Here is a 25,315-nt window from a genome sequence, read left to right on the forward strand (position 1 = left end):
AGTCCCGGTGCGGAACTCAAGCAGGCGCTCAGGAGAGGCGGACGTGCTGGGTCAGGTCGCGCAGCGGAAAGGGCGGCACCGGAACCGAGCGGCACAGCGCCAGGTACCGGCTGCGCACCACGACCTCCCGTCCGGTCTCCCCGGCGTCGACAAGGCGGCGTAAGGCCTCGGGTCTCGGCACGTAGGTGAAGACCAGGCACCCGCGCGGCTTTCCCGGCCAGTCGACCAGGTCGGTGACGTCGCGGCGCTCGTAGTTGCGTTCCCGCCGGTCCAGGGCCGGCAACGCGTCGGCGTCGACCGCGAACACCGCGCCGGGACAGACCCCGCCGGGAGACGGCTCGATCCCCAGCACCGCGACGACGCCGTCGTACGGCCGGCCGGCCGCGTCGCGGAACTCCCGCTCCGGATGCGAGCTCGTGTCGGACCCGACGTTCCACGACGGCCGCCACCCGGCCAGGGTCGCGGGAACCGGTCCGGTCACGGCACTGACCAGCGATCCGTACCCGAAGACGTACATCACCACCTCAGGATGACCGGGCCGAACAGGCCCGACACCCGCTGGCCCGGCGACACGAAGTGGGTCGGGCTGACCGCGTCGAGGTACGGGGCGAGCGTCCCGTACACCAGGATCTCGACGTCGTTCCCGCCCGGACGCAGCGCGCCGGTCGCGTCGAACGTGTACGGCGCGCACACCCGCACGCCGAGCCGCCGCCCGTTGACGACCGCCTCCGCGGTGCCGCGGACCCTGCCCAGGTCGAGCACGGCGGGGCCGGCCGGGGGCTGGTCCACCGTCAGCCGTTGCCGGTACCGGACGCCGCCGCTGAACTCCGCCAGGCCGACGTCCTCCCAGTCGCCGAGCCCGATCTCACCCGGCCCCGGTTCGAACGTGACCGGCCCGGCCAGCACGGCACCGTGCGAGTGGCCGGGGCACACCCGCACGCGCAGGTCGCAGGTGCGCGCGGTGCCGTCGAGCGGTACCCGTCCGCCGTCCGCCGTGACCGGCGTGCCGTCGACGGCCACGTCGAACCCGCCGTGCACCCGCAGGGTCATCGAGCGGGCGCCGGGCGGTATGTCGAACGACAGCGTCTGCTCGCGGGGTTCCACCGCCGCCGGCAAAGCCACCGTGACCGGCAGCACCGTGACCGGCTGCGCCGTGCCGTCGGTCGGTTCGTCGGAGAGCCATTCGGCCCCGGGCAGCGGGTGCGGGCGGCGCCACAGGTGCAGCGCCGCCGGATCGCCGTACTGCCGTCGGCGCACCACCACCTCGGCGGGCCGGCCGTCGCGTTCGGCGGTCCAGTGCCGGCCGGACCGCAGGCCCGAACCCGGCGGGCCGTCGACCAGCACCGCCGCCCGCACGTCCCCTTCGGTCAGCTCGACGGCCAGGTCGTTCCCGCCCGGCCGCAGGTGCGCGGTCAGGTCGTAGCGGCGCACGCGCGGGGTCTCCTGGGCGGCGTACGGCTCGAACCCGCCCTGCCGGCCCACCTCGACCCCGTTCAGCCGGATCACCGCCGCCTCCCGCGCGGCCACCTGGACGGTGCCGGCCGTGACCACGGTCCGCAGGACGACGGTGGCGCCGGGTCGGGCCGGTCCGGCGGCCGAGATCCATTCCGGTCGCGCGAACCGCTCCCGGTCGCCGATCACGGCGAGGTACGCCCGAAGGTCAAGATCTTCATCCGGGACGAGGGTGAGCTCGATCGGATGCCGGCCGGGGGCCAGCCGCACCGGGGCCGTCGCGAGGTAGCCCTCGTCGTCGAAGGCGAGCGCCGTGCCGGCGAGCCGCACCGTCTTCGCCGCCGCCGCGCCGACCGCGAGCCAGCCGTCGATCCCGTCGGCCACGACGAGGTCGCACCGCACGGTCACCGGGGTACCGGCGGGCACGACGCCCAGCGCCAGGAACTCCTCGGGCACGTGGCCCTTCGGCCCGAGCGTCTCCCGATGGATCGGGTCCTTGCGGATTCCCCGCGACGTCGACCACTCCAGCGTCCGTACGCCACCGGACGGGTCAACCACCAGGGCTTTTGGCCCGAACGTGGCGTGCGCCGCGGTCTCCTCGTCACCCGTACGGCAGCGTACGGCCCACCGCTGCGGGCCGGTGGCGCCACCGGCCGGGCGGTCGAAGTCACCCCAGGTGTTGTCCATTGTGGACACCAGCTCGAAGTTCCAGCGGGTCCCGAGGTCGATCCGGTGTTCCAGCGCCGGCGTCCGTTCCGGAGCCGGCGCGAGCGCCGCCGGGGGGAACGCCAGGAGCGCGGCCGGGCCGTGGTCGAACGGCACGCGCACCTCCACCGAGTCACCGGCCCGCACGCAGTCCAGCGCCCGCGCGGCACCGGTGAACGGGTCGACCAGCACGGCGGTGGGCGGCACGTCGCGCACCCGCACGGCGTAGCTGTCGCGGTAGCGGGCCGGATCGAACTCGTACCGGGCGTCGAGCCAGCCCAGCGAGATGCCGCGCCGGTCGGGCTCGCCGACCGACACGTCGCTGGCCCGGGCCGCGGCGGTCAGGAAGACCAGCCGGGTCCCGTCGACGTCCCGGACCAGCGACGGCACCGGAGCCTCCACCGGCGGCGGCACCGCGGCCAGCAGCGGGCCGAGGTCGTCGGCGCAGGGGATCAGGTGGGCCCGGCCGGCCGCGAAGTGCGCCAGCAGCCGGGCGAGCGCATCCCCGTCCCCTGACGATCTTTCCGGCAGCGCCTCGACCGCGACCAGCAGCCCCCCGGCGGACACGAACCCGTCGAGGCGGTCGGCGACCCGCGCGTCGAGCACCGTGCACGCCGGCAGCACCACCACCCGGTACGACTCGTCGGCCACCCGCACCCGGCCGCCCGACACGTCGGCCAGCGCCAGCGAGTCGTCGTCGATCACGTCGGCCTCGCGGCGCAGCCGGTCCAGCGCACCGGGCACGCTGCGGAACCACGTCATGTCACCGACCAGGTCCAGGTAGACCCGCTGCGCCCGCGCCGCCGGCCCGTCGGCCGCCGCCGGATCCACGGCGGGTTCGGGCACCGGGCTGCCCGTCTGGACGGTGGTCGTCGGGATCAGCACGGCCACGTCGCACACGTGCCGGCCCAACGACAGCGCCGCGCACAGCCGGGTGACGGCGTCGGCGAAGACGCGGTAGTGCGGCCAGTACGGCTGGCGCCAGTCGGTGGACGGCGGGGCCCACTCCCACCAGCCGGCCCGGGTGGAGTAGTAGGTGGCGTGCGGGTCGTACAGGGTGGCGCCGGCGCGCAGCCACGGCAGCAGCCAGTCGAACGTCTCCTCGAGCGTGCCGCCCCAGCCGCTGGAGTGGAACGCCTCGATCCACGTCCGCGGATGCCCGTACAGGTGGGCCAGCGACGAGTGGATCCGGGCGTCGCCGTGGTGGTCCGAGCCCGGCGCGGAGAACCAGCGGTGGGTGCGGGCGTAGTCGGCGTACAGCGCGACGCCCTCGACCGGATGCCCGGCCCGGGCCGGGTCCTGCTGGTCGCAGCCCGACAACAGGCCGTGTCGGGCGTGCCACTCGGCCAGCGGCCGGAAGAACGCCGTCTCGGCCAGCTCGGCCCGGGTCAGGTGGTAGTCCCGGCGCAGCAGGTCGCCGCCGGGCTGCCACAGCTCGCTCTCGCGCCCGGCCAGCTCGTACCCGCGCCGGCGGGCGAACTCCGCGGCGAACGTGGCCGACCAGGTGGGCAGCGCCGGCAGCTCGTCCTGGAACGAGCCGACGATCACCGTGCCCAGCCGGTGCCCGAGCCGCCGCTCGAACTCGCCGTGCACCCGGTCGAGCAGCGCCGCGCAGGCATCGGGGGAGAGGTAGTCGAACCCGTGGGTGGTCACCCGGCCGTCGCGGGCGAGCCACCGCCCGGCGAACTCCGGCTCCTGCTCGACCAGCCGCGCCTGCAGGTCGGCACCGGAGAACCCGATCTGGTCGTAGAACCACAGCGACACGCCCAGCTCGGCCGCGTCGTCGCAGGCCCGGTCGAGCGTCTCCCACCATTCGTCGGAGAAGAACACCGGGTCGTCGGCGTCGCCGCCGAAGTTCGGCCCGCTGGGCGCCAGGTTGGTGACCACGAGGTTGTGGACGCCGCCGGCCGCGAACCGTTCGAGCTGCCAGCGCAGCCGGCGGTTGTCGAGCCGGTCGCCGCTCCACCACCACAACGCGACCGGCGAGAACGCCCGCGGCGGGTTCGCCAGCACGTCGGCGAGGTCCTTCGGCAGGCTCATCCCTTGAGTCCGCTCGCGAAGCCCTTGATGACGTAGCGCTGCAGCAGCAGGAACACCGCCAGGATCGGTAGCGCACCGAGCACCAGGCCGGCGAACACCAGGCCGTAGTCCGACACGTACTGCCCGACGAACGCGAAGATGCGCACCGGAACCGTCTCGTGGTCCGAACCGGCCAGGTACAGCAGCGGCGTGAAGAAGTCGTTCCACACGAACACCGCGTTGAGGATCAGCACGGTGCCGGTGATCGGCCGCAGCAACGGGAACACGATGCGGGTGTACGCCTGCCAGTGCGACGCCCCGTCGACCAGGGCCGCGGCCGTGTACTCCGCCGGGAGCGCCCGGATGAAACCGGTGTAGAGGAACACCGTGAACGGCAGCTGGATCCCGGTGTAGAACAGGATGATCGCCTGGTAGCTGCCGATCAGGTCGAGGTCGGAAAACACGCTGTACAGCGGGATCATGCCGAGCTGGAACGGCAGAACGATGCCGAGCAGGAACAGGATGTACAGGCCGTAGCTGAGGCGGGTCGCCGTGCGGGCCAGCCAGTACGCGGCGCACGACCCGATCGCGATCAGCAGTACCAGGCTCGTCACGGTGATCAGCGTGCTCGACAGCAGCGCCGTGCCGAGCGACGCCGACGACCACGCCGCCGAGTAGTTCTCCGTCGTCGGCGGGGCGGGCGGCGCGAGCGGCGAGGCCGCGATCTGCGCCGGATCCTTGAGCGACAACGTCACCAGCGCGTAGACGGGGAACAGGAACGCGACCGCCACCGCCACCATCAGCAGTTCCAGCAGCAGCGTGCGCGGGCGGTACCGGTTCACGCGTTGTCCTCCCTGCCGCGCAGGTAACGGATCTGGACCAGCGACACCGCGGCGACGAACAGTGCCAGCACCAGCGCCACGGCCGTGCTGTAGCCGTACCGGCCGAACACGAACGCCTCCTTGTACAGCACGGTCGACAGGGTCTCCGTCGACGTGCCCGGGCCGCCGCTGGTCGCGGCGAAGACCTGGTCGAAGAGCTTGAGCCCGCCGATGGTCGAGAGCATCACGTTGATGGTGGTGGCCGGCGCGAGCAGCGGCCACACCACGTACCGGAACCGCTTCACCGGCCCGGCGCCGTCGATGGTCGCGGCCTCCTTCACGTCCTGGCTGATGCCCTCCAGGCCGGCCAGGAAGATGACCATCGAGTAGCCGGCGTTCTGCCAGATCACCATCGCCGCCACCGACCACAGGGCCAGCGACGGGTCACCGAGCCAGTCCTGCCGCAACGCACCGAGGCCCACCGAGCCGAGCAGCCCGTTCAGCCCTTCCTCGGGCGCCGGGTTGTAGATGTACTTCCACAGGAAGGCGATCATCACGGGACTGACCACCACCGGCGCGAAGAACACCGCCCGCAGCACCAACCGGCTCTTGATCCGGGCGTGCACGCCCAGCGCCAGGAGCAGCCCGACACCGTTCTGCACCACCACGATCGCCACGGTGAGCAGCAGCGTGTTGCGCAACGAGCCGAGGGCCCGCTCGTCGTGCACCAGGTCGGTGAAGTTGTCGGCGCCGACGAACGACCAGTCGCCGATCCCCGACCAGTCGGTGAACGCGTACAGCACGCCGGCGGCGCTCGGGTAGAGCACGATCGCGGCGTAGCAGAGCACGGCCGGCACCACGAACAGCCATGGCGGCCCCAGCCGGTTCCGCTTCTTCGTTCCGCTCACGATCGTCCCCCGCGCTGTGGTGTGACTAGGCACGCTTCTTGTACGCCTCGTCCATCTTCTTCAGGCCCTCGGTGATGGTGATCTTCTTCGCCAGCAGGTCCTGGATCACCGTGAAGTGCGTCGGCTGCACCTCCGGGTTCGGCCACCGCTGACCGATGGGGGCGAGCTTGTTCGCCTCCAGCATCGGCACGAACGACTCCAGCGCCTTGTCGACCTTGGTGCCGGCCTCCCGCTTGAGCGGGATCGCGGAGACCAGCTCGCACCAGCGGTTCTGGTTGTCGGGCTGGCCCAGGAACTCGATGAACTTCAGCGCGGCGGCCTTGTTCTTGCTGCGCGTGCTCACCCCGAGCCCGACGTTCGCGCCGCCCCACGCCCACACCTGGTCGGCGCTGTCGGCCGTGGGGAACGGGAACATGTCGATGTCGTCCTTGTTGGCGGCGGCGTCGCGGAACGCCGGCACCAGCGGACCCACCTGCACGGCCATCGCCGCGTCGCCCTTGGCGACCATCGCGGTCTGCTGTTCGAGCGTGGTGCCGTTCGGGTTGTCGTTGAAGAAGCCGCGGTCGCGCAGCTCCATGTAGAGCCGCATGGAGTCCTGCCAGCCGGAGTCGGCGAACGTGGCCTTGCCGGCGATCATCTGGTCGTCGAAGTCCGGGGTCTTCGCGTAGACGTGCGAGGCGACCAGCGCGTACGTGATGAGCTGGGTGACCCACGGGGTCTGCGCGCCCAGCGCGATCGGCACCTTGCCGGCCGACTTGAACTTCGCGCACGCGTCGAGCAGCTCGCCCCAGGTCTTCGGCACCTGCACGCCGGCCGCCTCGAACACCTTCTTGTTGTAGATCGTGCCGATCACGGCGACGCCTGAGGAGAACAGGTACACCTTGCCGTCGTTCTCGAACGCCGGCCGGAGGTTCGACGGGATCGACGACGTCCACGCCTGGCTGCTCAGGTCGGCCAGCAGGCCGGCCTTGGCGACGTCGACCGTGGACATCGCGTTGCCGCTGCCCGGATAGAGCACGTGCAGGTCGGGTGCGTTGCCGCCGCCGAGCTGGGTGCGCACGGACGTCGTCACCTGGTCGGTCGGCGCGTACGTCGTCTTGAACGACACGCCGCTGTTGGCGTCGCTGTACGCCTTGGTCAGGACGTCCAGTGGCCCCTTCTGGTCGGCGACGCCGATCAGGCTCAGCGATGCCGACCCGCTGTCGCCGCCGTCGTCGTCGCCGCACGCGGCGAGCGCACCGCCAACGGCGACGCCCGCGGCGACGCCGCCGAACAGCCGCAGGAACTGTGCCCGCGTCACGCCGCCCGCTCCGGCGCTACCAACTCTCGGTGTCATGACGTACTCATCCCATCGTTCGTCGTGAAGGTCCCGCCGCGGCCGCACATCCTGGGTGGGTCGGCTGCCGCGCGGCGCTCTCGGCGCCCGCATGCGGCGGGGGACCGGGGTGGCTGTGTGAGAAGCCCTGTGAACCTCAGTGTTAAAACCACGAGAAATTTTGTTAGATGGAGCGTACGGTCGCGTTGATCCGCATGTCAAGGATCACGTGACCGGCGTGTTTCCGGGCTGTGAGCAGCCATTTCACTCGCGGCGCACGCCGCAGCTGCCAGCCTGTGAAAACCCCACCAGCCCTGTGCGAACCCCCCGCACGCCCCGTGGATCTTGGACTGCAGTGGGGCCTGTAGGCCCTCAAGAAGTCCAAGATCGGCGCGGAGGGGTGGGCTGGGGCTACTGGAGGTTGACGTAGAGGCCGCCGTCGACCAGGAGGGCGGCGCCCGTCACGTAGCGGGCGGCGGGGGAGGCGAGGAAGACCACGGGGCCGGCGACGTCGTCGGGTTCGCCGAGGCGGCCGATCGGGATGCGGCCGTTCAGGTACGCCAGCTTCTGCGGATCGGACCAGTCGTCGCGGTTGATGTCGGTGCCGATCGCGCCGGGCAGCACCGAGTTGCAGGTGATGCCGTGCGGCCCGAGCGGGATCGCGATCGACTGCATCAGCGAGTGCACGCCGGCCTTGGTGGGCGTGTAGTGCGCCTGCTGTCCGCCGCCGACCAGGGCGCTGATCGAGCTCACGCTGATGATCCGCCCGCCCCGGCCCTGGTCGACCATCACCCGGGCGGCCGCCTGCGAGCACAGGAACGCGCCGCGCAGGTTGACGGCGTGCACCCGGTCCCACAGCTCCTCGGGCATCGTGAGGAAGTCGTGGAACGGGCAGATTCCGGCGCTGTTCACCAGGACGTCCAGGCCGCCCAGACTCAGCACGACCTCGTCGACCATCGCGCGCACGGCCGCGCCGTTCGACACGTCGGCCTCGACGGCGACCGCCCGCCGTCCCATCGCCTCGATCTCCGCGACGACCGACGCCACGTCGGCCCCGTTGTCGCGACCGAACTCCGGCGACGGCGGCCGGTACCAGTTGACCGCGACGTCGGCGCCCGCGGCGGCCAGTCCCAGCGCGATGCCCCGGCCGATGCCCCGGGACGCGCCGGTCACCAGCGCCGACCGGCCGGCCAGCACCCCCGTCACCGGAGCACCTGCCGCTGGGCGCCGAGCCCGTCGATCTCCAGCCGCACGACGTCACCCGGCCGCAGGTAGGGGAACCGACCCGACATCGCGACGCCCTCCGGCGTACCGGTCAGCACCACGTCGCCGGGGTCGAGCACCAGGTACTGGGACAGGTCCCAGACGAGCCGGTCCACCGGGAAGATCATGTCGGCGGTGGTCGAGTCCTGCCGCGGCTCGTCGTTCACCCACGACCGCAGCCTCAGCGCCTGCGGGTCGACCTCGTCAAGAGGCACCAGCCACGGGCCGAGCGGTGCGAACGTCTCCGCGCTCTTGCCCTTCGACCACTGCCCGCCGGAGTGTTCGGTCTGGAACGCCCGCTCGGAGACGTCGTTGGCGACGGCGTATCCGGCGACACAACCACGAGCGGACGCGGGCGACGGCAGGTAGCGGGCCGTCCGGCCGATCACCACGGCCAGTTCGACCTCCCAGTCGACGCGCTCGGCACCGGGCGGGATCAGCACGTCGTCGTGCGGCCCGACCACCGTGTTCGGGTGCTTGAAGAACACGATCGGCCGCGTGGGCGGGGCCGCCCCCGACTCCGCGGCGTGCGCGGCGTAGTTCTGGCCGATGCAGATCACCGCACCCGGCCGGGCCACCGGCGCACCCACCCGGAGACCGGTCGGGTCGAGCGCGGGCAGCGCGCCGTCGGCCAGCGCGGCGCGGGCGCGGGCGATGCCGTCGGCCGCCAGGAACGCGCCGTCGATGTCGGCGGTGAGCGGGGACAGGTCGAAGACGGCGCCGTCGTCGACCCGCACCGCGGGACGCTCGGCGCCGGGCTCACCCAGTCGTAGCAGGTGCACGGGGATCCTCCCGGGAGAACGGACGGACGAGCGACACGTCGGGATTCAGCTCGACGCCGAAGCCGGGCCGGTCGGGCACGGTGAGCCGGCCGTCGCGCGGGACCGGTTCGTCGGCCAGCAGCGGACTCATCATCGGGACGACCTCGGTGGCGTCCGGATGCATCATGAGGAACTCGGCGAACGGGCTGTTCGGTCGGCTGAGCACGAAGTGGTAGGAGTACACGCTCGACCCGTGCGGCACCACGGCCTTGCCGTGCGCGTCGGCCAGGGCCGAGATGCGCAGCAGTTCGGTGATGCCGCCGCACCAGCCGACGTCGGGCTGGATGATGTCGACGCCGTGCTCCAGCAGCAGCCGGAAGCCCCACCGGGTCGCCTCGTGCTCGCCGGCGGTGAGCAGCATGCGGGCCGGCAGCCGGCGGCGCAGTTCGGCGTGGGCCCAGTAGTCGTCGGGCAGCAGCGGCTCCTCCAGCCACCGCAGGCCGACGTCGTCGGCGGCATGGGCGAGCCGGGTGGCGTAGTCGACGTCGAGCGCCATCCAGCAGTCCCACATGAGCCAGAAGTCGTCGCCGACCTTCTCCCGCATCGCGCCTAGCGCGGCGAGGTTCGCGCGCAGGCCGTCGGAACCCTCGGCCGGCCCGTGCCGCAGCGGCAGCTTGCCGCCGATGAACCCCAGCTGCCGGGCCAGGTCGGGCCGCGGCCCGGTGGCGTAGAACACCAGCTCGTCGCGGACGGCGCCGCCGAGCAGCTGGTAGACCGGCTCCTCGCGGACCCGTCCGAGCAGATCCCACAGCGCCAGGTCGACGCCGCTGATCGCGTTCAGCACCAGACCCTTGCGTCCATAGTGGACGGACGCGAGGAACATCTGGTCCCACATCCGCTCGATGTCGGTGACCGGCTGGCCCTCGACGAAGCGGGCGAGGTGCCGCTCCACGATCCAGGCACCCGGCTCGCCGCCGGTGGTCACGCCGAAGCCGACCGTGCCGTCGTCGGCCTCCACCTGCACCACCAGCGTGCCGAGCACGTTGATGCCGAACGCCTGCCGGCTGCCGCGGTACTGCGGGTAGCGGGCCATCGGCGTCGCGATGTGGTCGTCGATCCAGTGGCCGGCACCCTGGTCGTGGTAGTCCGCCCCGCCCCCGCGAACCACGTACGCGCGCACCTGCCGGATCCGCGGCATGCTCACGGTTGGCACCGCACGAGGACCTTGCTGGCGTCGAGTTCGCCGGAGGCGAGCCGGGCGAACGCGCGCGGGGCCTCGTCGAACGGCACCTGGTCGTCGACCAGAGATTCGAGACCCGGGGGACGCGACGCGACCCAGGCCGCCGTGTCGGCGAACTCCCGGGACGTGTAGCAGAAGCTGCCGACGATGCTGCGCTCCTGGGTGCTGATCTCGTAGGCCGAGAGGCTGACCTGCGGCGCGTTCATGCCGACGAGCACGATGCGGGCGCCGAGCGTCGAGGCGGCCAGGCCGTCGCGCAGGCTGGCGGTGGACCCGACGGCGTCGAGCACCACGGTCACCGGATCCAGATCGGCGAGAGCTCCGGGCTCGACCGCGGCGAACCCCAGCCGGTCCACCAGCGCCCGCCGGCTCGCCGACGGTTCGCTCACCGCGATCGCCGTGGCGCCGGCGCGGCGGGCCGCCAGCGCGGCGGCCTGCCCGATCGGTCCGCCCCCGACGACGAGGACCCGGTCGCCGGCGCCGACCTGCCCGCGCAGCGCGGCGTGGTGGCCCACCGCCAGCGGTTCGACCAGGGCGCCGTACTCCTCCGGCAGGTCGTCGGGCAGCGGCACGACGTTCGCCGCCGGCGCGACCATCAACTCGGCGAACGCCGACGACACCGACGGGTCGACGCCGATGACGCGCCGCCGCGCGCACAGCTGTTCGGTGCCGGCCGCGCAGGCCGGGCAGTCGCCGCAGCCCATCACCGGGTTGACCGTGACGAGCCGCCCGGTGTCGGCGGTCCGGGCGACCGTCTCGTGGCCCATCACCTGGCCGGGGTGCCGGCGTCCGTTCTCGCCGGTGTAGCCGTGCAGGTCGGAGCCGCAGATGCCGGTGGCGACGATGCGCAGCAGCACCTCGCCGGCGTCGGGCACGGGGTCGGGACGGTCGGCCACCACCAGGTCGGACGGGCCGCGGAAGACGAGTGCACGCACGGGGAACCTCCTCAGACGATGACGCCGCCGGGGTAGCGGTCGAACACCTTCGGGTCGTAGAGCGGCACGATGTGGTCGGCGACCCGGCGGGTGCGCTCGTAGCAGGCGAGCGCCTCGTACATGCTCTCGTTGATGCCGAGGACCCGGTTGTCCTCGACGTTCTCGTAGTAGAAGAAGGCGTCCGAGGCGACCACGGTGCCGGCGGTCGAGTCGACCTCGACGGCCAGCGACGCCCGGTGGTGCGTCCCCGCCCACCAGGTGCGCAGGCCGGGCACCACCTCGTCGTCGTCGGCCAGCAGCCGGACCCGGTCCCACGCGTCGGTGACCAGGTGCACGAGGACCTCCGGCGAGAACGACGTCCACCGGTTGTCGTGCGGGTGGTCGTGGGTGGTGTGGAAGTGCGTCCAGCCCGTGCGCGACACGCAGATCTCCGCGTTGCCGAACAGCGGGATGCCGGCGGTGGAGTACAGCTGGAACGGCGTGACGACGACGTGCGTCACGTCGTCGGGCCGCACGCCGAGCGACGCCAACCCCGCCTCGACGGTCTCCCCAGGCTCGCGCTCGTACCGCGCCCGCGGGCCGAGGATCGACGCCCAGATCTCGTTGAGCGGGCCGAGGTCGGCCGGCGCGCCGGTGTTGACCAACGCGGTGACGCCCTCGCCCCGGATCAGGACGACGTTGAACGACAACGGGAACCAGCGGTCCCACTCCGACATCCAGAACAGTTCCGGGCCGGGGATCTCGGTACGACCCACCGACAGCACACGCACGTCGAACGCCATGGCAGAGTTCTAACACTCGGATCTGTTAAATTACAACCGCCGGGTGATATGGTCCGCTGACCAGTCCAAACATCCAGGGGGTTCCGTGCCAACAGCCGTCGACGACCCGTTGTGGGTCGGTGTGGACGTGGGCACGCAGAGCCTGCGGGTGGCCGTCGTCGACACGTCGGGTCGCCTGCTCGGGCACGGGTCCCGGCCGCTGACCAGCCGGCGCGGCCGTGCCCACCCGGGAGGCCGCACCCACGAGCAGGATCCCGCCGCGTGGTGGCGGGCGTTCGGCGAAGCGGCCCACGCCGCCCTCGACGCGGCCGGTGGGACAAGGACCGTCGGCGCGGTCGCGCTGTGCAGCACCTCGGGCACGGTTCTCCTCGCCGACCGCGCGGGCGCGGCCCGCGGCCCCGCGCTGATGTACGACGACGCGCGGGCGGCCGGCGAGGAGCGCCGGGCCGCGGAGGCCGGCGGCGACCTGTGGGCGGCGCTCGGCTACCCGATGCAGCGGTCCTGGGCCCTGCCCAAGGCGCTGTGGCTGCTGGCCACCGCCGACGCCGCCACCCGCCGCGCCGCCGCCCGCGGCGACCTGCGGCTGGCGCACTCGGCCGACTACCTGGCCGGCCGGCTGGTCGGCGGACCGGTCAACACCGACTTCAGCCACGCCCTCAAGACCGGCTACGACGTGGAGACGCACCGGTGGCCGACCGAGGTGCTCGACCGGCTCGGCATGCCGCTGGCGATGCTCCCCGACGTCGTGCGCCCGGGCACCCGGCTGGGCGAGGTCTGCGCGGAGGCGGCCGCGCACACCGGTCTCGGACAGGGGACGCCGGTGGTCGCCGGGATGACCGACGGCTGCGCCGCCCAGATCGCCGCCGGCGCGCTGGAGGCCGGCCGGTGGAACTCCGTGCTCGGCACGACGCTGGTGCTCAAGGGCGTCACGAGCACCCGGCTCAGCGGCGGCGCGGTCTACTCGCACCGGCATCCGGACGGGGCCTGGCTGCCCGGGGGCGCGTCCAACGTCGGCGCCGGCTCGATCCCGTCCCGCTACCTGCGCGGCGACCTCGCCCGGCACGACGCGGCCGCCGCCGCGTACGAGCCGTCGAGCGCGGTGAGCTACCCGCTCGCCTCGCGCGGCGAGCGGTTCCCGTTCGTGCGCCCCGACGCCGAGGGCTTCCTGCTCGGCACCCCCCGCGACGACGCCGACGGGTACGCCGCGGTGCTGCAGGGCGTCGCGTTCGTGGAACGGCTCAGCTACGAGTACCTGGCGCAACTGGGCGCCCGGGTCGACGGCCCGGTGACCGTCACCGGCGGCGGCAGCAACAGCCGCTACTGGACCCAGTTGCGGGCCGACATCCTGGGCCGGCCGTTGCACCGCCCGGCGCATCCCGAGCCGGCCTTCGGCATGGCCGTGCTCGCCGCCGCCGGCACCGGATCCCTGACCATCACGGCCCGGCGCATGGTCCGCCGGGCGGAGACCGTGGAGCCCCGGGCGGCGGTCACCGCCCGGTTCGCCGCGCCGTACGGGCGGTTCGTCGAGGAACTGGTCCGGCGCGGGTACGTCGACGCGACGGCGACCCGGGCGGCGGCGTGATCGTGCACCTGGCCCGCCACGGGCAGACGGTCTGGCACCGGCCCAACCGGTACGCCGGGCGCTCCGACATCGACCTCGACGACGTCGGCCGGGCCCAGGCCGGGCAGCTCGCCCGCTGGGCGGCCACAGCCCGCCTCGACGCACTCGTCAGCTCCGACCTGCGCCGCGCGGTCGACACCGCCGCCCCGGCGGCCCGCGCGACCGGCCTGACCGCGGTGGTGGACGCCCGCCTGCGCGAGGTGGACTTCGGTACCGCCGAGGGCCGCACCCTCGCGGAGCTGGGCACGGATGTCGCCGAGCGGTTCGTCGCGGACCCCGTCACCCATCATTTTCCGGGCGGTGAGCCGCCCGGTGCCGCCGCCGCCCGGGCGCGGGCCGCTCTCGACGACCTGGCGGCGACGTATCCCGACGGCCGGGTCCTGGTGGTCGCGCACAGCACGCTGATCCGGCTGGTCGTCTGCGCGGCGCTCGGCGTGCCGCTGAGCGACTACCGCCGCCGGCTGCCGGCGCTGGCCCCCGCGTCCCGCACGGTCCTGCGCCTCGAGGGAGATCTGACGGGAGACGCCGCCCTGCTGGCCTACAACGTCGGTGTCGATCCAGGATGTGACGCATGACCGCGACCGCCCCCGCAGAGCGCAGCAAGCCCGCCCAGCGCCAGGCCGACATCGCCGAGTACGTCGTCAGCCAGGGCTCGGTGTCCGCCACCGACCTGGCCGAGCAGTTCGGCGTCAGCCTGATGACGATCCACCGCGACCTCGACGAACTGGAGCGGCAGGGCGTCGTGCGCAAGCACCGCGGCGGGGTGAGCGCCCAGCCGTCGAGCGTGTTCGAGAGCAACGTGTCGTTCCGGCTGCGGGCGACGCTGACCGAGAAGCAGGCGCTGGCCGCGCACGCGCGCACCCTCGTCGAGCCCGGGATGGCGGTGATGCTCGACGACTCGACGTCCACGCTGGAACTGGCCAAGCTGCTGGTCGAGGGCATCGCGCCGCTCACCGTCGTCACCAATTTCCTGGAGACGATCAAGCTGCTGGCCGGCCGGCCAGGGATCCGCCTGCTCGCGCTCGGCGGCGAGTACCACCCGACCCACGACTCGTTCCTCGGGGTGCCGTGCATCGAGGCCGTCGAGGCGCTGCGGGTCGACCTGCTGTTCGCGTCGACGTCGGCGCTCGCGCACGGCTACGCCTACCACCAGGAGCAGGAGATCGTGTTGGTGAAGCGCGCGATGATGCACGCCGCGCAGCGCTCGGTGCTGCTGGCCGACCACACCAAGCTCGGCCGCGTCGCCCTGCACCGGCTCGCCCCGCTGCGCGACTTCGACCTCGTGCTCACCGACAACAAGGCGAGCGACCAGGCGCTGGCGGAGATGCGCGAGCTCGGGGTCCGGCACGAGGTGGTCACGTGATCATCGGGGTCGACGTCGGTACCACCGTCACCAAGGCGGTGCTCTTCGCCGACGACGGGACGCCGTTGCGGCGGGCGGCCGAGCCGACGCGGGTCGACCGGGCCGGCGACGGGCGGTACGAGCAGGACGCCGGCGCGGTCTTCGCGTCGGTCGAGGCCGTCCTGAGTCGCCTCGCCGCCGACAGCGCAGTTCAAGGCGTCGGCATCACGGGCCAGGGGGACGGGTTGTGGCTCGCCGACGCCGCCGGCGCCCCGGTCCGCCCGGCCGTGTCGTGGCTCGACGCGCGGGGCGCCGCGATCCTCGCCACGTGGGCGGCCGACGGCGTCCTCGACACGCTCTTCCGCCGCACCGGGACGTTCCTGTTCCCCGGCGCCGCCGCGCCGATCCTCGCCGCGCTGCGCGACACCGAACCGGCGACGCTCGCCGCCGCCGCCACCGCCGGCTACTGCAAGGATCTCGTGCTGCAACGGCTGACCGGGTTGCGCGCCACCGACCCGTCCGACGCCTCGGTGCCGTTCCTCGACCCGCGCACCGGTGAGTACGCCGACGACCTGCTCGCCCTGTGCGGCCTGACGCCCTACCGGCACCTGCTCGCGCCCGTGCACCGCCCGCCCATGGCCACGCTGACCGCCGACGCGGCCGCCCGCACCGGCCTGCCGGCGGGTCTCCCGGTGGTCGCCGGACCCTACGACCTGCCGGCCTGCGCGTGGGGCGGCGGCGTCACCGAGGTCGGCGACGGGCTGCTCATCCTCGGCACCACGCTGGCCTGCCAGGTGCTCACCGACACCGTCGACACGTCCGGCGAGCCGGCCGGGCTCACGCTGTGCACCTGGGAGCCGGACCGGTGGCTGCGGGCGATGCCGGCCATGGTGGGCGCCGCCGCCCTGGACTGGACGCTCGGCCTCGTCGGCGCCGGCGTCGGGGACCTGCCGGCGCTGCTGGCGGCCAGCCCGACCGGCGCCAACGGCGTCACCGTGCTGCCCTTCCTCGCCGAGGCCGGCGAGCGCGCGCCGTTCGTGGAGCCGCGCGCCCGCGCCCGCGTCGACGGGCTGCACCTGGCCGTGACCCGGGCCGACGTCGTGCGGGCCACCTGCGAGGCCATCGCGTACGCGGCCCGGCACTGCCTGACCGCCGCCGGGCTCACCGGCGACCTGGTGGTCTGCGGCGGCGGGACGGGCAGCCCCGAATGGCTGCAGATCTTCGCCGACGTGCTGGGCCGGCCGCTGCGGGCGTTGCCGGGCGACGAGACCGGTGCGCGGGGCGCCGCGCTCGCGGCCCGCCGGGCGCTCGACCTGCCGCCCTGGCCGGCACCGGCCGGCACGGTGGTGTCGCCCGGCCCGGCCGCGCCGGGGTACGAGGCCCGGTACAAGCGCTACCTCGACGCGATCGAACACGCACGACCATGGTGGGGAGAACATCGGTGAGGGTCCTCGTTGCCGGCGACCACTTCGTCACGCCCGAACTGGTGATCCGGGCGCTGGACGACGACGCCGACGTCACCACGCTGATGTCGGCGTGGCCGTACGAACCGTACGGGCCGGTGGCCGAGGTCGACGAGGCGTCCGGCGACGAGGACGAGCTGATCGCGGCGCTCGACGGGGTCGAGGTGGCGGTGACCCAGATGGCCCCGTTCACCGACCGGGTGCTCGCCGCCGCCGACGCGCTGCGGCTAGTCGTGTGCACGCGCGGCGGCCCGGTCAACGTCAACGTCGCCGCGGCCACCAAGCGCGGCGTGGTGGTGTGCGCGACGCCCGGCCGCAACGCGGTCGCGGCCGCCGAGCACACGATCGCGCTGCTGCTGGCGGCGCTGCGACGCATCCCCGACGTGCACCCGACCGTGCGCGCCGGCGAGTGGCGCAGCGATCTTTACGCGCTCGACGCCGCCGGCCACGAGCTGAGCGGCAGCACGGTCGGGCTCGTCGGGTACGGCGAGATCGGCGCCCGGGTGGCCCGCATCCTGCGCGCGTTCGACGCCGAGGTGCTGGTGTACGACCCGTACGCGGAGCAGGGTCCCGGCTTCGTCACCGACGTCGACGAGCTGTTCGCCCGCTCGTCCGTCGTCAGCCTGCACGCCCGGCTCACCCCGGAGACCCGCACCCTGGTCGACGCGGCCCGGCTGGCCCGCATGCCGCGCGGCGGCGTGCTCGTCAACACCGCCCGCGGCGGCCTGGTCGACTACGACGCCGTCGTCGACGCGCTGGAGTCGGGACAGCTGGGCGCCGCGGCGTTCGACGTGTTCGCGACCGAGCCGCCGGCGCCGACCGACCGGCTGCTCACCGCGTCCAATGTGGTTCTGACCCCGCATCTGGCCGGCGCCACCGTGCAGACCGCCCGCCGCGCGGCCGAACAGGCCGCGGCGGCAGTGCGGGCCTACGCCCGCGGCGATCGCCCGGCGGCGGTCGTCAACCCGGAGGCGTACGAGACCGTCGGCCACTGACGGCGACGAGGGCGTGTCCGCCTCCGTAGTGGTTGCCGCACGTACGGCAACCACTACGATGAACCCCTCCGTGTGGAGAGGGGCACGCTTCATGGCGATCTTGGGTCTGTACGACGGACACAACTCGTGTGCAGCGGTGATCTCCGAGGAGACCGGCGACATCGTCGCCGCGGTGGAAGAAGAGCGCTTTTCGCGGATCAAGAACCATGACTCGCGGCGTCCCGGAGTGCCCGGTCCGGTGCGGAGCATCGCGTACTGCGTCGAGCAGTCCGCCGAACCGATCACGCATGTCGCACTCGCCCTCGCGGCTCCCGACGACCTTGTCCGGCTCGCGACCAACGCCTTTCTCGACGCCGTCCGGGACGGCGAGTCGGCCCGGCTCGACAGCGTCGCGCTCGGCGGCGGCGACTTCTTCGATCTCCTCCAACTGCCGCGTTTCACCCAGGCACGGCGCATCGCGAAGTGCCTGGCGACGCTGCGGTCGACGGGAGTCGACGCGGGTTACCGCGCCCGGCCCGGTGCCGCGGTCGTGCGCCACGTTCCACACCACACCGCCCATGCGGCGGGTGCCTTCCTGCGCGCGCCCGACGACGACGCGCTGGTCGTGGTCCTCGACGGAATGGGTGACGGACTGTCCGGCCTGATCGCGCGTGGCCGCGGGCACGGGATGCGGCCGCTGGACACGATCGACGCGGCCCGGTCGCTGGGTCACCTGTACTCCGCGTTCACGGTGGCCTGCGGCTTCGAGGGACTCCGGCACGAGGGCAAGGTGACCGCACTGGCGGCAAGCGGCAAGGTCAACGAGGCCGTGTACACCCGGTTGGCCGACCTGTTCCGCTACGACCCGGCCACGGGACGGTGGCGCGGCGGTCTCGGCACGGGTCTTCCGCTCGGGCCGTACCCGCACCGGTTGATGATCGAGTACCACGAGCGGGTGCAGAAACTGGTCGCCAACATCCCGGTCGAGGACGCCGCCGCCACCGTTCAGCAGTTCACCGAGGACATCATCTGTGAACTGATCAGATACCACCTGGCCGTCGATCAGGTCGGCACGGTCGTGGTGGCGGGTGGGTTGTTCGCCAACGTGAGTGTCAACCGCCGGATCGCCGATCTCGCCGGTGTCGACCGGCTGTTCGTCCATCCCGCGATGTCCGACGCCGGGCTGGCGGTCGGCGCCGCGTCACACCTGTTCGCCGAGTTGCACGGCCGGCGACCACCCGCGATGGGCGATGCGTTCCTCGGCCCCGGGTACTCCGATCGCGAGGCCGCCGACGCCTTCCGGTCGGCGGGCTTCTCGGTTCGTTCGGACGTGGATCCGGAGGAACATCTCGCGGGCGCACTCGCGGCGGGTCACATCGTCGCCCGGTTCGTGGGTCGCGGCGAGTACGGACCGCGTGCCCTGGGCAACCGCAGCATCTTCGCGCCGTGCGACGCGAGCGTTCCGCCGGTACTGAACCGCATGCTGCGGCGATCGGAGCTGATGCCGTTCGCGCCGATGACCCTCGCCGACGAGGCCGATGACCTGTACCAGGGCCTGCGCACGGTCTCGTGGTCCGCCGAGTACATGACCGTCGCGGTCGCCTGTTCGCGGACCATGCGCGAGCGGTCGCCCGGCGCGGTCCACCGCGACGGCACCGCCCGCCCGCAGATCGTCCGGCCCGCGCAGTCGGATCTCCACTCGCTGCTCGCGTCGTACCGGTCCCGCACCGGCTCCGGCACGTTGATCAACACCTCGCTGAACATTCACGAGGAGCCGATGGTGCTGAACCCGCACGACGCCGTTCGGAGCATCACCACCGCCGGGATCGAACAGGTGCAAGTGGGCGGCCTGATCTGTTCGAGGTCGTGAGGTGCACGTCTTCGTCAGCCATGCGGGGCGGGACCGGGCGTGGGCCGAATGGGCCGGTTGGCAGATCATGTCGGCCGGCCACTCGGTCAGCTTGGACACCTGGGACTGGGCGGCCGGCGACAACTTCGTCGTCCGCATGCGCGACGCGCTCGAGAACGCCGACTGTGTGCTCGCGTTGTTCTCGTCCGCGTACTTCGAGGCGCACCGGTACACGACCGCGGAGTGGTCCGCGGCGTTGCTGCACGACGAGCAGCGGTCGCGCCGGCTCGTGCCGGTTCGTATCGAGGACGCCAACGTACCCAGCCTGCTCCGACCGTTGATCGCGCCGGCACTGTTCGGAATGCCGGAGGACCGGGCGCGGGAGACGCTGCTCGGCGCCGTCGGCGGCCCCGTCGGACCCGGTGACCGGCCACCGCACTTTCCGGGCGGTCCGGCGGTGTCCGCTTCGGCGGCTTCGGCTTCGGCTTCGGCTTCCGCGGCTTCGGCGGTGACCGTGTCCGGCCCGCGCCTGCCGGGTGTCCTGCCCGGCACGTGGAACGTGCCGCCGCGGAACCCCAGTTTCGTGGGCCGCGACGGGATGCTCATCCGCCTGCGGGAACAACTGCTCGCCGGCGGTACCGCCCGCATTCAGGTGCTGCACGGGATCGGGGGCGTCGGCAAGACCCAACTGCTCGTCGAGTACTCGCACCGGTTCGCGAACGACTACGACCTGGCGTGGTGGATCCGCGCCGACCAGCCGGAGCTGATCGGGGAACAGCTGGCGGCGTCGGCCGCGGAGGCCGGAGTGACCGGAGCGGAGGCGGAGACCCGCCTCGCCGTCCGGGCGTTGGGTCGCCACCTGCGGACAACCGGCCGGTGGTTGCTGGTCTTCGACAACGCGGAGGACGCCGACGAGTTGCGCACCTGGCTGCCCGACGGACCCGGCCACGTGCTGATCTCGTCGCGGACGCCCGGCTGGCCCGAGGTCGGACACGTCATGGAGGTCGAGCTGTTCGCGCGTCGGGAGTCGGTCGCGCTGCTCCGGCGTCAGGTCTCCGGAATGACGAAGCCCGACGCCGACCGGCTGGCCGCCGCGCTGGCCGACCTTCCGCTCGCGGTCGCCCAGGCGGCGGCGATTCTGGCCGAGACCGGGATGCCGGTCGCCGAGTATCTCGACCTTCTGGAGACCGAGGCGGCCAGGATTCTCGACGACGGCCGGCCGGTGTCCTACCCGGCGTCGCTCGCGGCGGCCGTCGCCCTGTCGATGGCCAGGCTGGAGGCGCAGGAGCCGGCCGGCTCGCAACTGCTGCGGCTCTGCGCGTTCCTCGGCGCCGCGCCGATCCCGTTGACGCTCTTCTCGGCAGCCGCGAACAAACTCGGTGAACCCCTGTCGGCCATCGTCCGGGAACGGCGGGCGCTGCGGATCGTGGTGGGCAACGTCGGCCGGTTCGGACTGGCCCGGGTCGACCAGGAGGGGCTTCAGCTGCACCCGTTGGTCCAGGCGGTCGTCCGAGGGCAACTGGCGGAGCCGCGCCAGGCGGAGTTCCGCCGGATCATCCACCGGGTGCTCGCCGTGGCCCGCCCCGGCCGTCCGGACGATCCGGCGACGTGGCACCCCTGGGCCAGGCTGCTTCCCCACCTGCTGGTGGCCGTCGCGAGCGACGCGGACGACGACACCCGGGCCGTCCTGTTGGAGGCCTGCCGGTACCTGCTGGTGCGGGGAGACACCCAGGCCGGTCTCGACCTGGCCCGGCAGCTCGTCGACGATTGGCGAACCCGCCTCGGGCCGGAGCACCCGCACACCCTGACGGCTGCCGTGCGCGTCGGGCACGGGCTGTCACATCTCGGCCGGTATGCCGAAGCGCTCGGGTACTACGAGAACGTGATGGTGACGTCGGATCGGCTGTTCGGGTCCGACCACCCGGACACCCTGCACGCTGCCAACGGTGTCGCGGTCAATCTCCGCCTGCTCGGCAGCGCGGACGCGGCACGCACCCTGAACGAGGAGACGTTGTCCCGACGGCGTCACGTGCTCGGCGAGCACCACATCGACACCCTGTTGTCGGCCACGAATCTCGCGGCCGACCTGAGAGTTCTCGGCGACCTCGCCGCCGCGATGGAGTTGCACGACAAGACGTTCCGGCGGTATCGCGAGATTCTGGGCGAGTCGCACCCGGACACCCTGCGGGCGGCCCACAACCTCGCGGAAGACCTGCGCCTGCTGGGTCGGACCGACGACGCCCGGCAGTTGGAGGAACGCACCCTCGCCGAGCGGCGCGAGGTGCTCGGCGAGGACCACCCCGACACGTTGCGTTCGGCCCTGCATCTCGCCGAGGACCAGTTGCTGCTGGGCAACACGACCGCGGCTCACGAACTGGCCGGGCAGACGCTTCCGCGGTTGCGCAAGGTGCTCGGCGACGACGATCCGGACATGGCCAGGTGTCTCGCCCTGCTCGCGGAGGTCTCGCCCCCCGACCACCCGGTTGCTCACTGAACGACGGTGTTGCTCGCCCAGGTCGGCTTCGGCGGGGCCGGGTTGTGCGCGTACAGCACGAGGTTGCCGTCGTCCTGCAGCCAGAGGGTCGAGTCACCCTTGCCGCTGGTGCCGGACGCCCACAGCGCGTTGTCGGCCTGGTCGTACAGGACGAGGTTGCCGTCGTGCTGGTTGGAGAGCCGGTACGCGCGCTGGTTCCCCTGGACCCAGCTGGCCCTCGGGGTGCCGGTGCGGACGTCGTAGAGCACCAGGTTGCCGTCGGCCTGCATCCACAGCGTGAACCGGCCGTCGTTGGACGTCATCGCCGCGCCGCGGAACAGCGACCGGCCGGGGGAGAGCGCCGCCAGCCAGGTGTCCCCGGACAACGCCGCGCGGACGTCGCTGTACATCGGCTCCTTGGGATTGCCGTCGTTGTCGCGCAGCCCGAAGTGGCACTCGCCCTCGTTCGGGTTGGCGCACAACGCAAACTCCTTCTGGGTGTCCTGGAAGGAGTAGACGAACAGCGGCCCGGTGTACGGCCGGGACCGCCACATCCGTACGCCCTCCTCGAGGGCGTCGCGGACGTGCTCCGGTGACTGGGGTTGCCGCGAGCCGGCGCTGGGGAACCCGAACTCGGTGGCCCAGATCTTCTTCGCCGCGTCGCCGTGGCGGACCATCACGTCGCGCAGCGCCGCGAGGCCGCCGCAGGCGGGATCGTCGGGCCCGAACCCGGACCAGAACCGGTACCAGTCCCGGTCGCACGGGATCTTCGCGTACGACGGGAGGTGGCCGCCGCCCCAGTCGGGGTACGGGTGGTAGGCCACGGCGTCGAAGTAGCCGCCAAAGTTGTGCTGGTAGGCCCACTCCAGCCAGTCCCGGGCCTCGTTGTCGTTGTAGATCCGGTTGTTCACCGTGTAGGCGTCGCCGCCCGCCGAGCCGCCGGCCAGCACCACGCAGCCGGCACAGCCCGCTTTCACCTGCTGGTAGGCGATCCTCGTCAGCTCCCAGTAGCGGCCTGCGCGCACGTCGACGCTGTTGTCGCCGTAGTTGCCGAACGCGCTGATGTTCGGCTCGTTCCACACCTCGTACGCCTGCACTCTGGGCCCGAAGTGGGCCACCGCCTGCGCCACGATGGCGGCCCAGGCGCCGTCGTCGGTCGGGAAGTAGTTGTTGGCGCGGCCACCGTTCGCCCACGGCACCGAGTAGTCCAGAATCAGCAGGACGCGCACGCCCTGCGCGTAGGCCGCGTCGACCATGGCGTCGAGCGCGGTCCAGTTGAGCGGGCAGGTGGCGCACGGCTGCACCTGGTCCCAGAACAGGTCGATGCGGATGATCGGCTTCTTGGCGCCGACGTAGGCGTCCATGTCGGCGATCCGCCCGGCCCGGCCGGCCGGGTCACTGCCGTCGATGAACCCGACATCGGCCGACGTGAAGACGTACGGATCCGGAATCGGAACCGGGTCGGCGGTGGCCTTACCGCCGACAACCACCGCCGCGACGATGACGGCGACGGACATGGCTCGCGCCCAGAATTTGCGCATGAGTACCTCCCCCGTTGGCAACGGAGATTACCAGGTATCGATGAACACAAGATCATGGGAACGGTCGGCCGCGAGCACACCCGCCAACTCCGAATCTTGGAAATCTGTGGTTGCCATGGCGACCATCGTTTTCCAAGATCCACGAGCGGTCGGGGCGGCAAGCCGGGTGGGATCCCGGCACCGCGTCAATGCGGTACCTCCGCTCACGCGGACGGTGTGACGTCGTGGACCTCGACGCTCACGACGTCACGGATCGCCCGGGCCCGGGCGAGCGCCGCGCGCACCCGGATCCGCTCCATCGGCTCCGATTCCTCCCGGCGGCCGTCCGGGAACGTGGCGACCACCTGGAACAGCCGCGTCGGGAAGAGCTCGTCCGACGGCCAGGGACTGTCCAGGCGGGTCGGAAGCCACCGCAGCCTGCCCTCGGCCTCGAGCGTGCGGGCGAGTTCCATCTCCAGGTCGATCGGGGTCTTCCCGGTGCGTGGCGGTCCGGCGAGATAGTCGACGAGTTCGTCGGTCAGCAGCGGAACGAAGTGCGTGCAGCCGTAGAGGAGCAGGAGCACGTCGTAGGCCGTCAGGTGCTTGTCGAGGTGGCGGGGATCGCGGTCGAAGACCAGGTCGTATCCGCGGCCGAACAGCGCACCGGCGAAGAAGTCGAGGCCGCCGCTCGTGTCGACCGCGTGGCTCCAGCGGTAGGAGAGGAAGAGCCTCGGTGACCCGACGGCGCGGATCGGTTCCTCCCCGGCGGCCTCTGCTTGCTGGTCCTGGTCGAGGAGGTCCGGATCCCAGGTGAGCACCCCCCACTGCTGGTTGCTCTCGCGGGGCGCCCGCAGCGCGAACAGGACGCCGCGCGAGTCGGGTGCCGGGTCCTCGGAACGGGCGAGGTCGTGGTGGGTGAGACGGGCCAGCTCGTCACGCGTCCACTCGCGGCCGGTACGCGCGCGCAGGTCGGCGAGGGCCGCGTCGACGGCGGCCGCGGCGTCGGTGGCGTACGGCCCGGGCGGCGCCGCGATCCCGTCGACGGCCGGCGCGTCGGCCATGACCCGGCCGCGGAAGTTCACGAACCTGTTCCACAACTCCGGCCACGAGGTGCGGATCAGTTGGAGTGCGTACTGGGCGTCCCGTGCCACCGACGGGTCGGCGTCGTAGATCAGCGACAGGAAGAGCCAGAAGTAGCGCCGTGGCGGTTCCGCGTTCGACAGCGGGATCGGCGTCATGGCGCGGAGCACCTCGAGGTGCCGCTCCGGCGGTTCGGTGGACAGGTCGGAGGCGATCGCGTGCGCGGCCTGGATCCGGAACTCGGGGCCCCGGCCGGCCATCAGCTCGATCAGGCGCGCGCCGTCGTCGGTGTCGCGCAGCTTGCAGGCGATCCGGCCGAGATAGGACCGCGTGACCTTGTCGGCGTCGCCCGGTGCGGCGTCGAGACGGACGATCAGCTCGGCGAGCGTGTCGACGTCGACCTTCGCGCGGTCGAAGTCGGACGCCTTCGAGTACGCGGCGACGGCGGCGGTTCTCGCGCGGGGATGCGGGCGGTGCGCCCAGCCGCGCACGACGGGCGCGAAGTCGTCGGAGCGGAGCAGGCAACCGGCGAGCGCCTCGGCGGCGAGCATCATCGGGTGGTACGCCTGCCGCGCGAGACCCTCGACCAGCGCGATCACGTCGTCGAACACCGCCGGGTCCTCGGCGCCGACGCGCGCGATCGTGTCGAAGAAACGGTCGGCGGACTCGTTGAGTTTCGCGCCCATGAAGACGGAGGCGGTCGCGGCGAGTTGGAAACGCTGGACGACCAGCGTGCGATCAGCGGACGGCACCGGACGCATCCAAGGACGGTATCGCGTTGACTTGTAGCAA

Annotated in this window: 19 protein-coding genes; 7 read left to right on the plus strand and 12 right to left on the minus strand. The window is 72.4% G+C overall.

The genetic code is table 11. The annotated features are described in order from the left end of the window. Positions 1–28: 28 nt before the first annotated feature. From Vau01_RS24600 to Vau01_RS24645, 10 genes are all read right to left on the minus strand, one after another. Positions 29–520, minus strand: coding sequence for a gamma-glutamylcyclotransferase family protein (locus Vau01_RS24600; RefSeq protein WP_203996756.1), 492 nt, complete (start codon positions 518–520; stop codon positions 29–31). Next, complete coding sequence (locus Vau01_RS24605) at positions 517–4,197, minus strand: hypothetical protein (protein ID WP_203996758.1); 3,681 nt, start codon at positions 4,195–4,197, stop codon at positions 517–519. Before Vau01_RS24605 ends, Vau01_RS24600 begins: the two co-directional genes overlap by 4 nt. Beyond that, the gene (locus tag Vau01_RS24610; RefSeq protein WP_203996760.1) at positions 4,194–5,018 is read right to left on the minus strand and encodes a carbohydrate ABC transporter permease; all 825 of its coding nucleotides are present in this window, start codon (positions 5,016–5,018) and stop codon (positions 4,194–4,196) included. The genes Vau01_RS24605 and Vau01_RS24610 overlap by 4 nt, the downstream gene beginning before the upstream one ends. Next, positions 5,015–5,905: a carbohydrate ABC transporter permease gene (locus Vau01_RS24615; protein WP_239151816.1), complete on the minus strand. Its 891-nt coding sequence runs from the start codon at positions 5,903–5,905 to the stop codon at positions 5,015–5,017. The genes Vau01_RS24610 and Vau01_RS24615 overlap by 4 nt, the downstream gene beginning before the upstream one ends. A 25-nt stretch (positions 5,906–5,930) precedes the next feature. Then, positions 5,931–7,241: an ABC transporter substrate-binding protein gene (locus Vau01_RS24620; RefSeq protein WP_239151817.1), complete on the minus strand. Its 1,311-nt coding sequence runs from the start codon at positions 7,239–7,241 to the stop codon at positions 5,931–5,933. Between the two features lie 390 nt (positions 7,242–7,631). Continuing rightward, positions 7,632–8,426: an SDR family NAD(P)-dependent oxidoreductase gene (locus Vau01_RS24625; RefSeq protein ID WP_239151818.1), complete on the minus strand. Its 795-nt coding sequence runs from the start codon at positions 8,424–8,426 to the stop codon at positions 7,632–7,634. Beyond that, complete coding sequence (locus tag Vau01_RS24630) at positions 8,423–9,265, minus strand: fumarylacetoacetate hydrolase family protein (RefSeq protein ID WP_203996763.1); 843 nt, start codon at positions 9,263–9,265, stop codon at positions 8,423–8,425. The genes Vau01_RS24625 and Vau01_RS24630 overlap by 4 nt, the downstream gene beginning before the upstream one ends. Continuing rightward, the gene (gene rhmD / locus Vau01_RS24635) at positions 9,243–10,442 is read right to left on the minus strand and encodes an L-rhamnonate dehydratase (protein WP_239151824.1); all 1,200 of its coding nucleotides are present in this window, start codon (positions 10,440–10,442) and stop codon (positions 9,243–9,245) included. Before rhmD ends, Vau01_RS24630 begins: the two co-directional genes overlap by 23 nt. Before the next feature lie 2 nt (positions 10,443–10,444). After that, positions 10,445–11,419, minus strand: a complete 975-nt coding sequence (locus Vau01_RS24640; protein WP_203996765.1) for a zinc-dependent alcohol dehydrogenase — start codon at positions 11,417–11,419, stop codon at positions 10,445–10,447. A gap of 11 nt (positions 11,420–11,430) precedes the next feature. Further along, the gene (locus Vau01_RS24645) at positions 11,431–12,201 is read right to left on the minus strand and encodes an MBL fold metallo-hydrolase (protein WP_203996766.1); all 771 of its coding nucleotides are present in this window, start codon (positions 12,199–12,201) and stop codon (positions 11,431–11,433) included. An 85-nt stretch (positions 12,202–12,286) separates the two neighbouring features. Here Vau01_RS24645 and Vau01_RS24650 point away from each other — a divergent pair, with 85 nt between their 5' ends. From Vau01_RS24650 to fxsT, 7 genes are all read left to right on the plus strand, one after another. Then, entirely contained in the window at positions 12,287–13,783 is a 1,497-nt protein-coding gene (locus Vau01_RS24650; RefSeq protein WP_203996767.1) for an FGGY-family carbohydrate kinase, read from the plus strand. Beyond that, a complete protein-coding gene (locus Vau01_RS24655; protein WP_203996768.1) occupies positions 13,780–14,397 on the plus strand; it encodes a histidine phosphatase family protein in 618 nt (205 codons plus the stop codon). The genes Vau01_RS24650 and Vau01_RS24655 overlap by 4 nt, the downstream gene beginning before the upstream one ends. Further along, on the plus strand, positions 14,394–15,185 hold the full coding sequence (locus tag Vau01_RS24660) for a DeoR/GlpR family DNA-binding transcription regulator (RefSeq protein WP_203996771.1): 792 nt from the start codon (positions 14,394–14,396) through the stop codon (positions 15,183–15,185). The genes Vau01_RS24655 and Vau01_RS24660 overlap by 4 nt, the downstream gene beginning before the upstream one ends. Beyond that, entirely contained in the window at positions 15,182–16,609 is a 1,428-nt protein-coding gene (locus Vau01_RS24665) for an FGGY-family carbohydrate kinase (RefSeq protein ID WP_239151820.1), read from the plus strand. Before Vau01_RS24660 ends, Vau01_RS24665 begins: the two co-directional genes overlap by 4 nt. Then, on the plus strand, positions 16,606–17,622 hold the full coding sequence (locus Vau01_RS24670) for a 2-hydroxyacid dehydrogenase (protein ID WP_203996773.1): 1,017 nt from the start codon (positions 16,606–16,608) through the stop codon (positions 17,620–17,622). The genes Vau01_RS24665 and Vau01_RS24670 overlap by 4 nt, the downstream gene beginning before the upstream one ends. A 91-nt stretch (positions 17,623–17,713) precedes the next feature. Then, positions 17,714–19,471, plus strand: coding sequence for a carbamoyltransferase C-terminal domain-containing protein (locus tag Vau01_RS24675; protein ID WP_203996775.1), 1,758 nt, complete (start codon positions 17,714–17,716; stop codon positions 19,469–19,471). Position 19,472: 1 nt separating this feature from the next. Then, positions 19,473–21,944 (plus strand): FxSxx-COOH system tetratricopeptide repeat protein, encoded by a 2,472-nt coding sequence (fxsT, locus tag Vau01_RS24680; RefSeq protein WP_203996777.1) that lies wholly within the window; start codon positions 19,473–19,475, stop codon positions 21,942–21,944. Here the strand turns inward: fxsT and Vau01_RS24685 are convergent. Both Vau01_RS24685 and Vau01_RS24690 read right to left on the minus strand, forming a co-directional pair. Further along, a complete protein-coding gene (locus Vau01_RS24685; protein ID WP_203996779.1) occupies positions 21,938–23,464 on the minus strand; it encodes a hypothetical protein in 1,527 nt (508 codons plus the stop codon). The two genes, fxsT and Vau01_RS24685, sit on opposite strands and share 7 nt — an antisense overlap. Positions 23,465–23,667: 203 nt before the next feature. Further along, on the minus strand, positions 23,668–25,284 hold the full coding sequence (locus Vau01_RS24690; protein WP_203996781.1) for a hypothetical protein: 1,617 nt from the start codon (positions 25,282–25,284) through the stop codon (positions 23,668–23,670). Positions 25,285–25,315: the final 31 nt, after the last annotated feature.

The sequence above is a fragment of the Virgisporangium aurantiacum genome (assembly GCF_016863635.1).
GTDB lineage: Bacteria > Actinomycetota > Actinomycetes > Mycobacteriales > Micromonosporaceae > Virgisporangium > Virgisporangium aurantiacum.

Coding starts and splice junctions, on each gene's coding strand:
- Vau01_RS24605 (WP_203996758.1), bottom strand. CDS start 4,197: ATGAGCCTGCCGAAGGACCTCGCCGACGTGCTGGCGAACCCGCCGCGG.
- Vau01_RS24620 (WP_239151817.1), bottom strand. CDS start 7,241: ATGACACCGAGAGTTGGTAGCGCCGGAGCGGGCGGCGTGACGCGGGCA.
- rhmD (WP_239151824.1), bottom strand. CDS start 10,442: ATGCCGCGGATCCGGCAGGTGCGCGCGTACGTGGTTCGCGGGGGCGGG.
- Vau01_RS24645 (WP_203996766.1), bottom strand. CDS start 12,201: ATGGCGTTCGACGTGCGTGTGCTGTCGGTGGGTCGTACCGAGATCCCC.
- Vau01_RS24660 (WP_203996771.1), top strand. CDS start 14,394: ATGACCGCGACCGCCCCCGCAGAGCGCAGCAAGCCCGCCCAGCGCCAG.
- Vau01_RS24675 (WP_203996775.1), top strand. CDS start 17,714: ATGGCGATCTTGGGTCTGTACGACGGACACAACTCGTGTGCAGCGGTG.
- Vau01_RS24685 (WP_203996779.1), bottom strand. CDS start 23,464: ATGCGCAAATTCTGGGCGCGAGCCATGTCCGTCGCCGTCATCGTCGCG.
- Vau01_RS24690 (WP_203996781.1), bottom strand. CDS start 25,284: ATGCGTCCGGTGCCGTCCGCTGATCGCACGCTGGTCGTCCAGCGTTTC.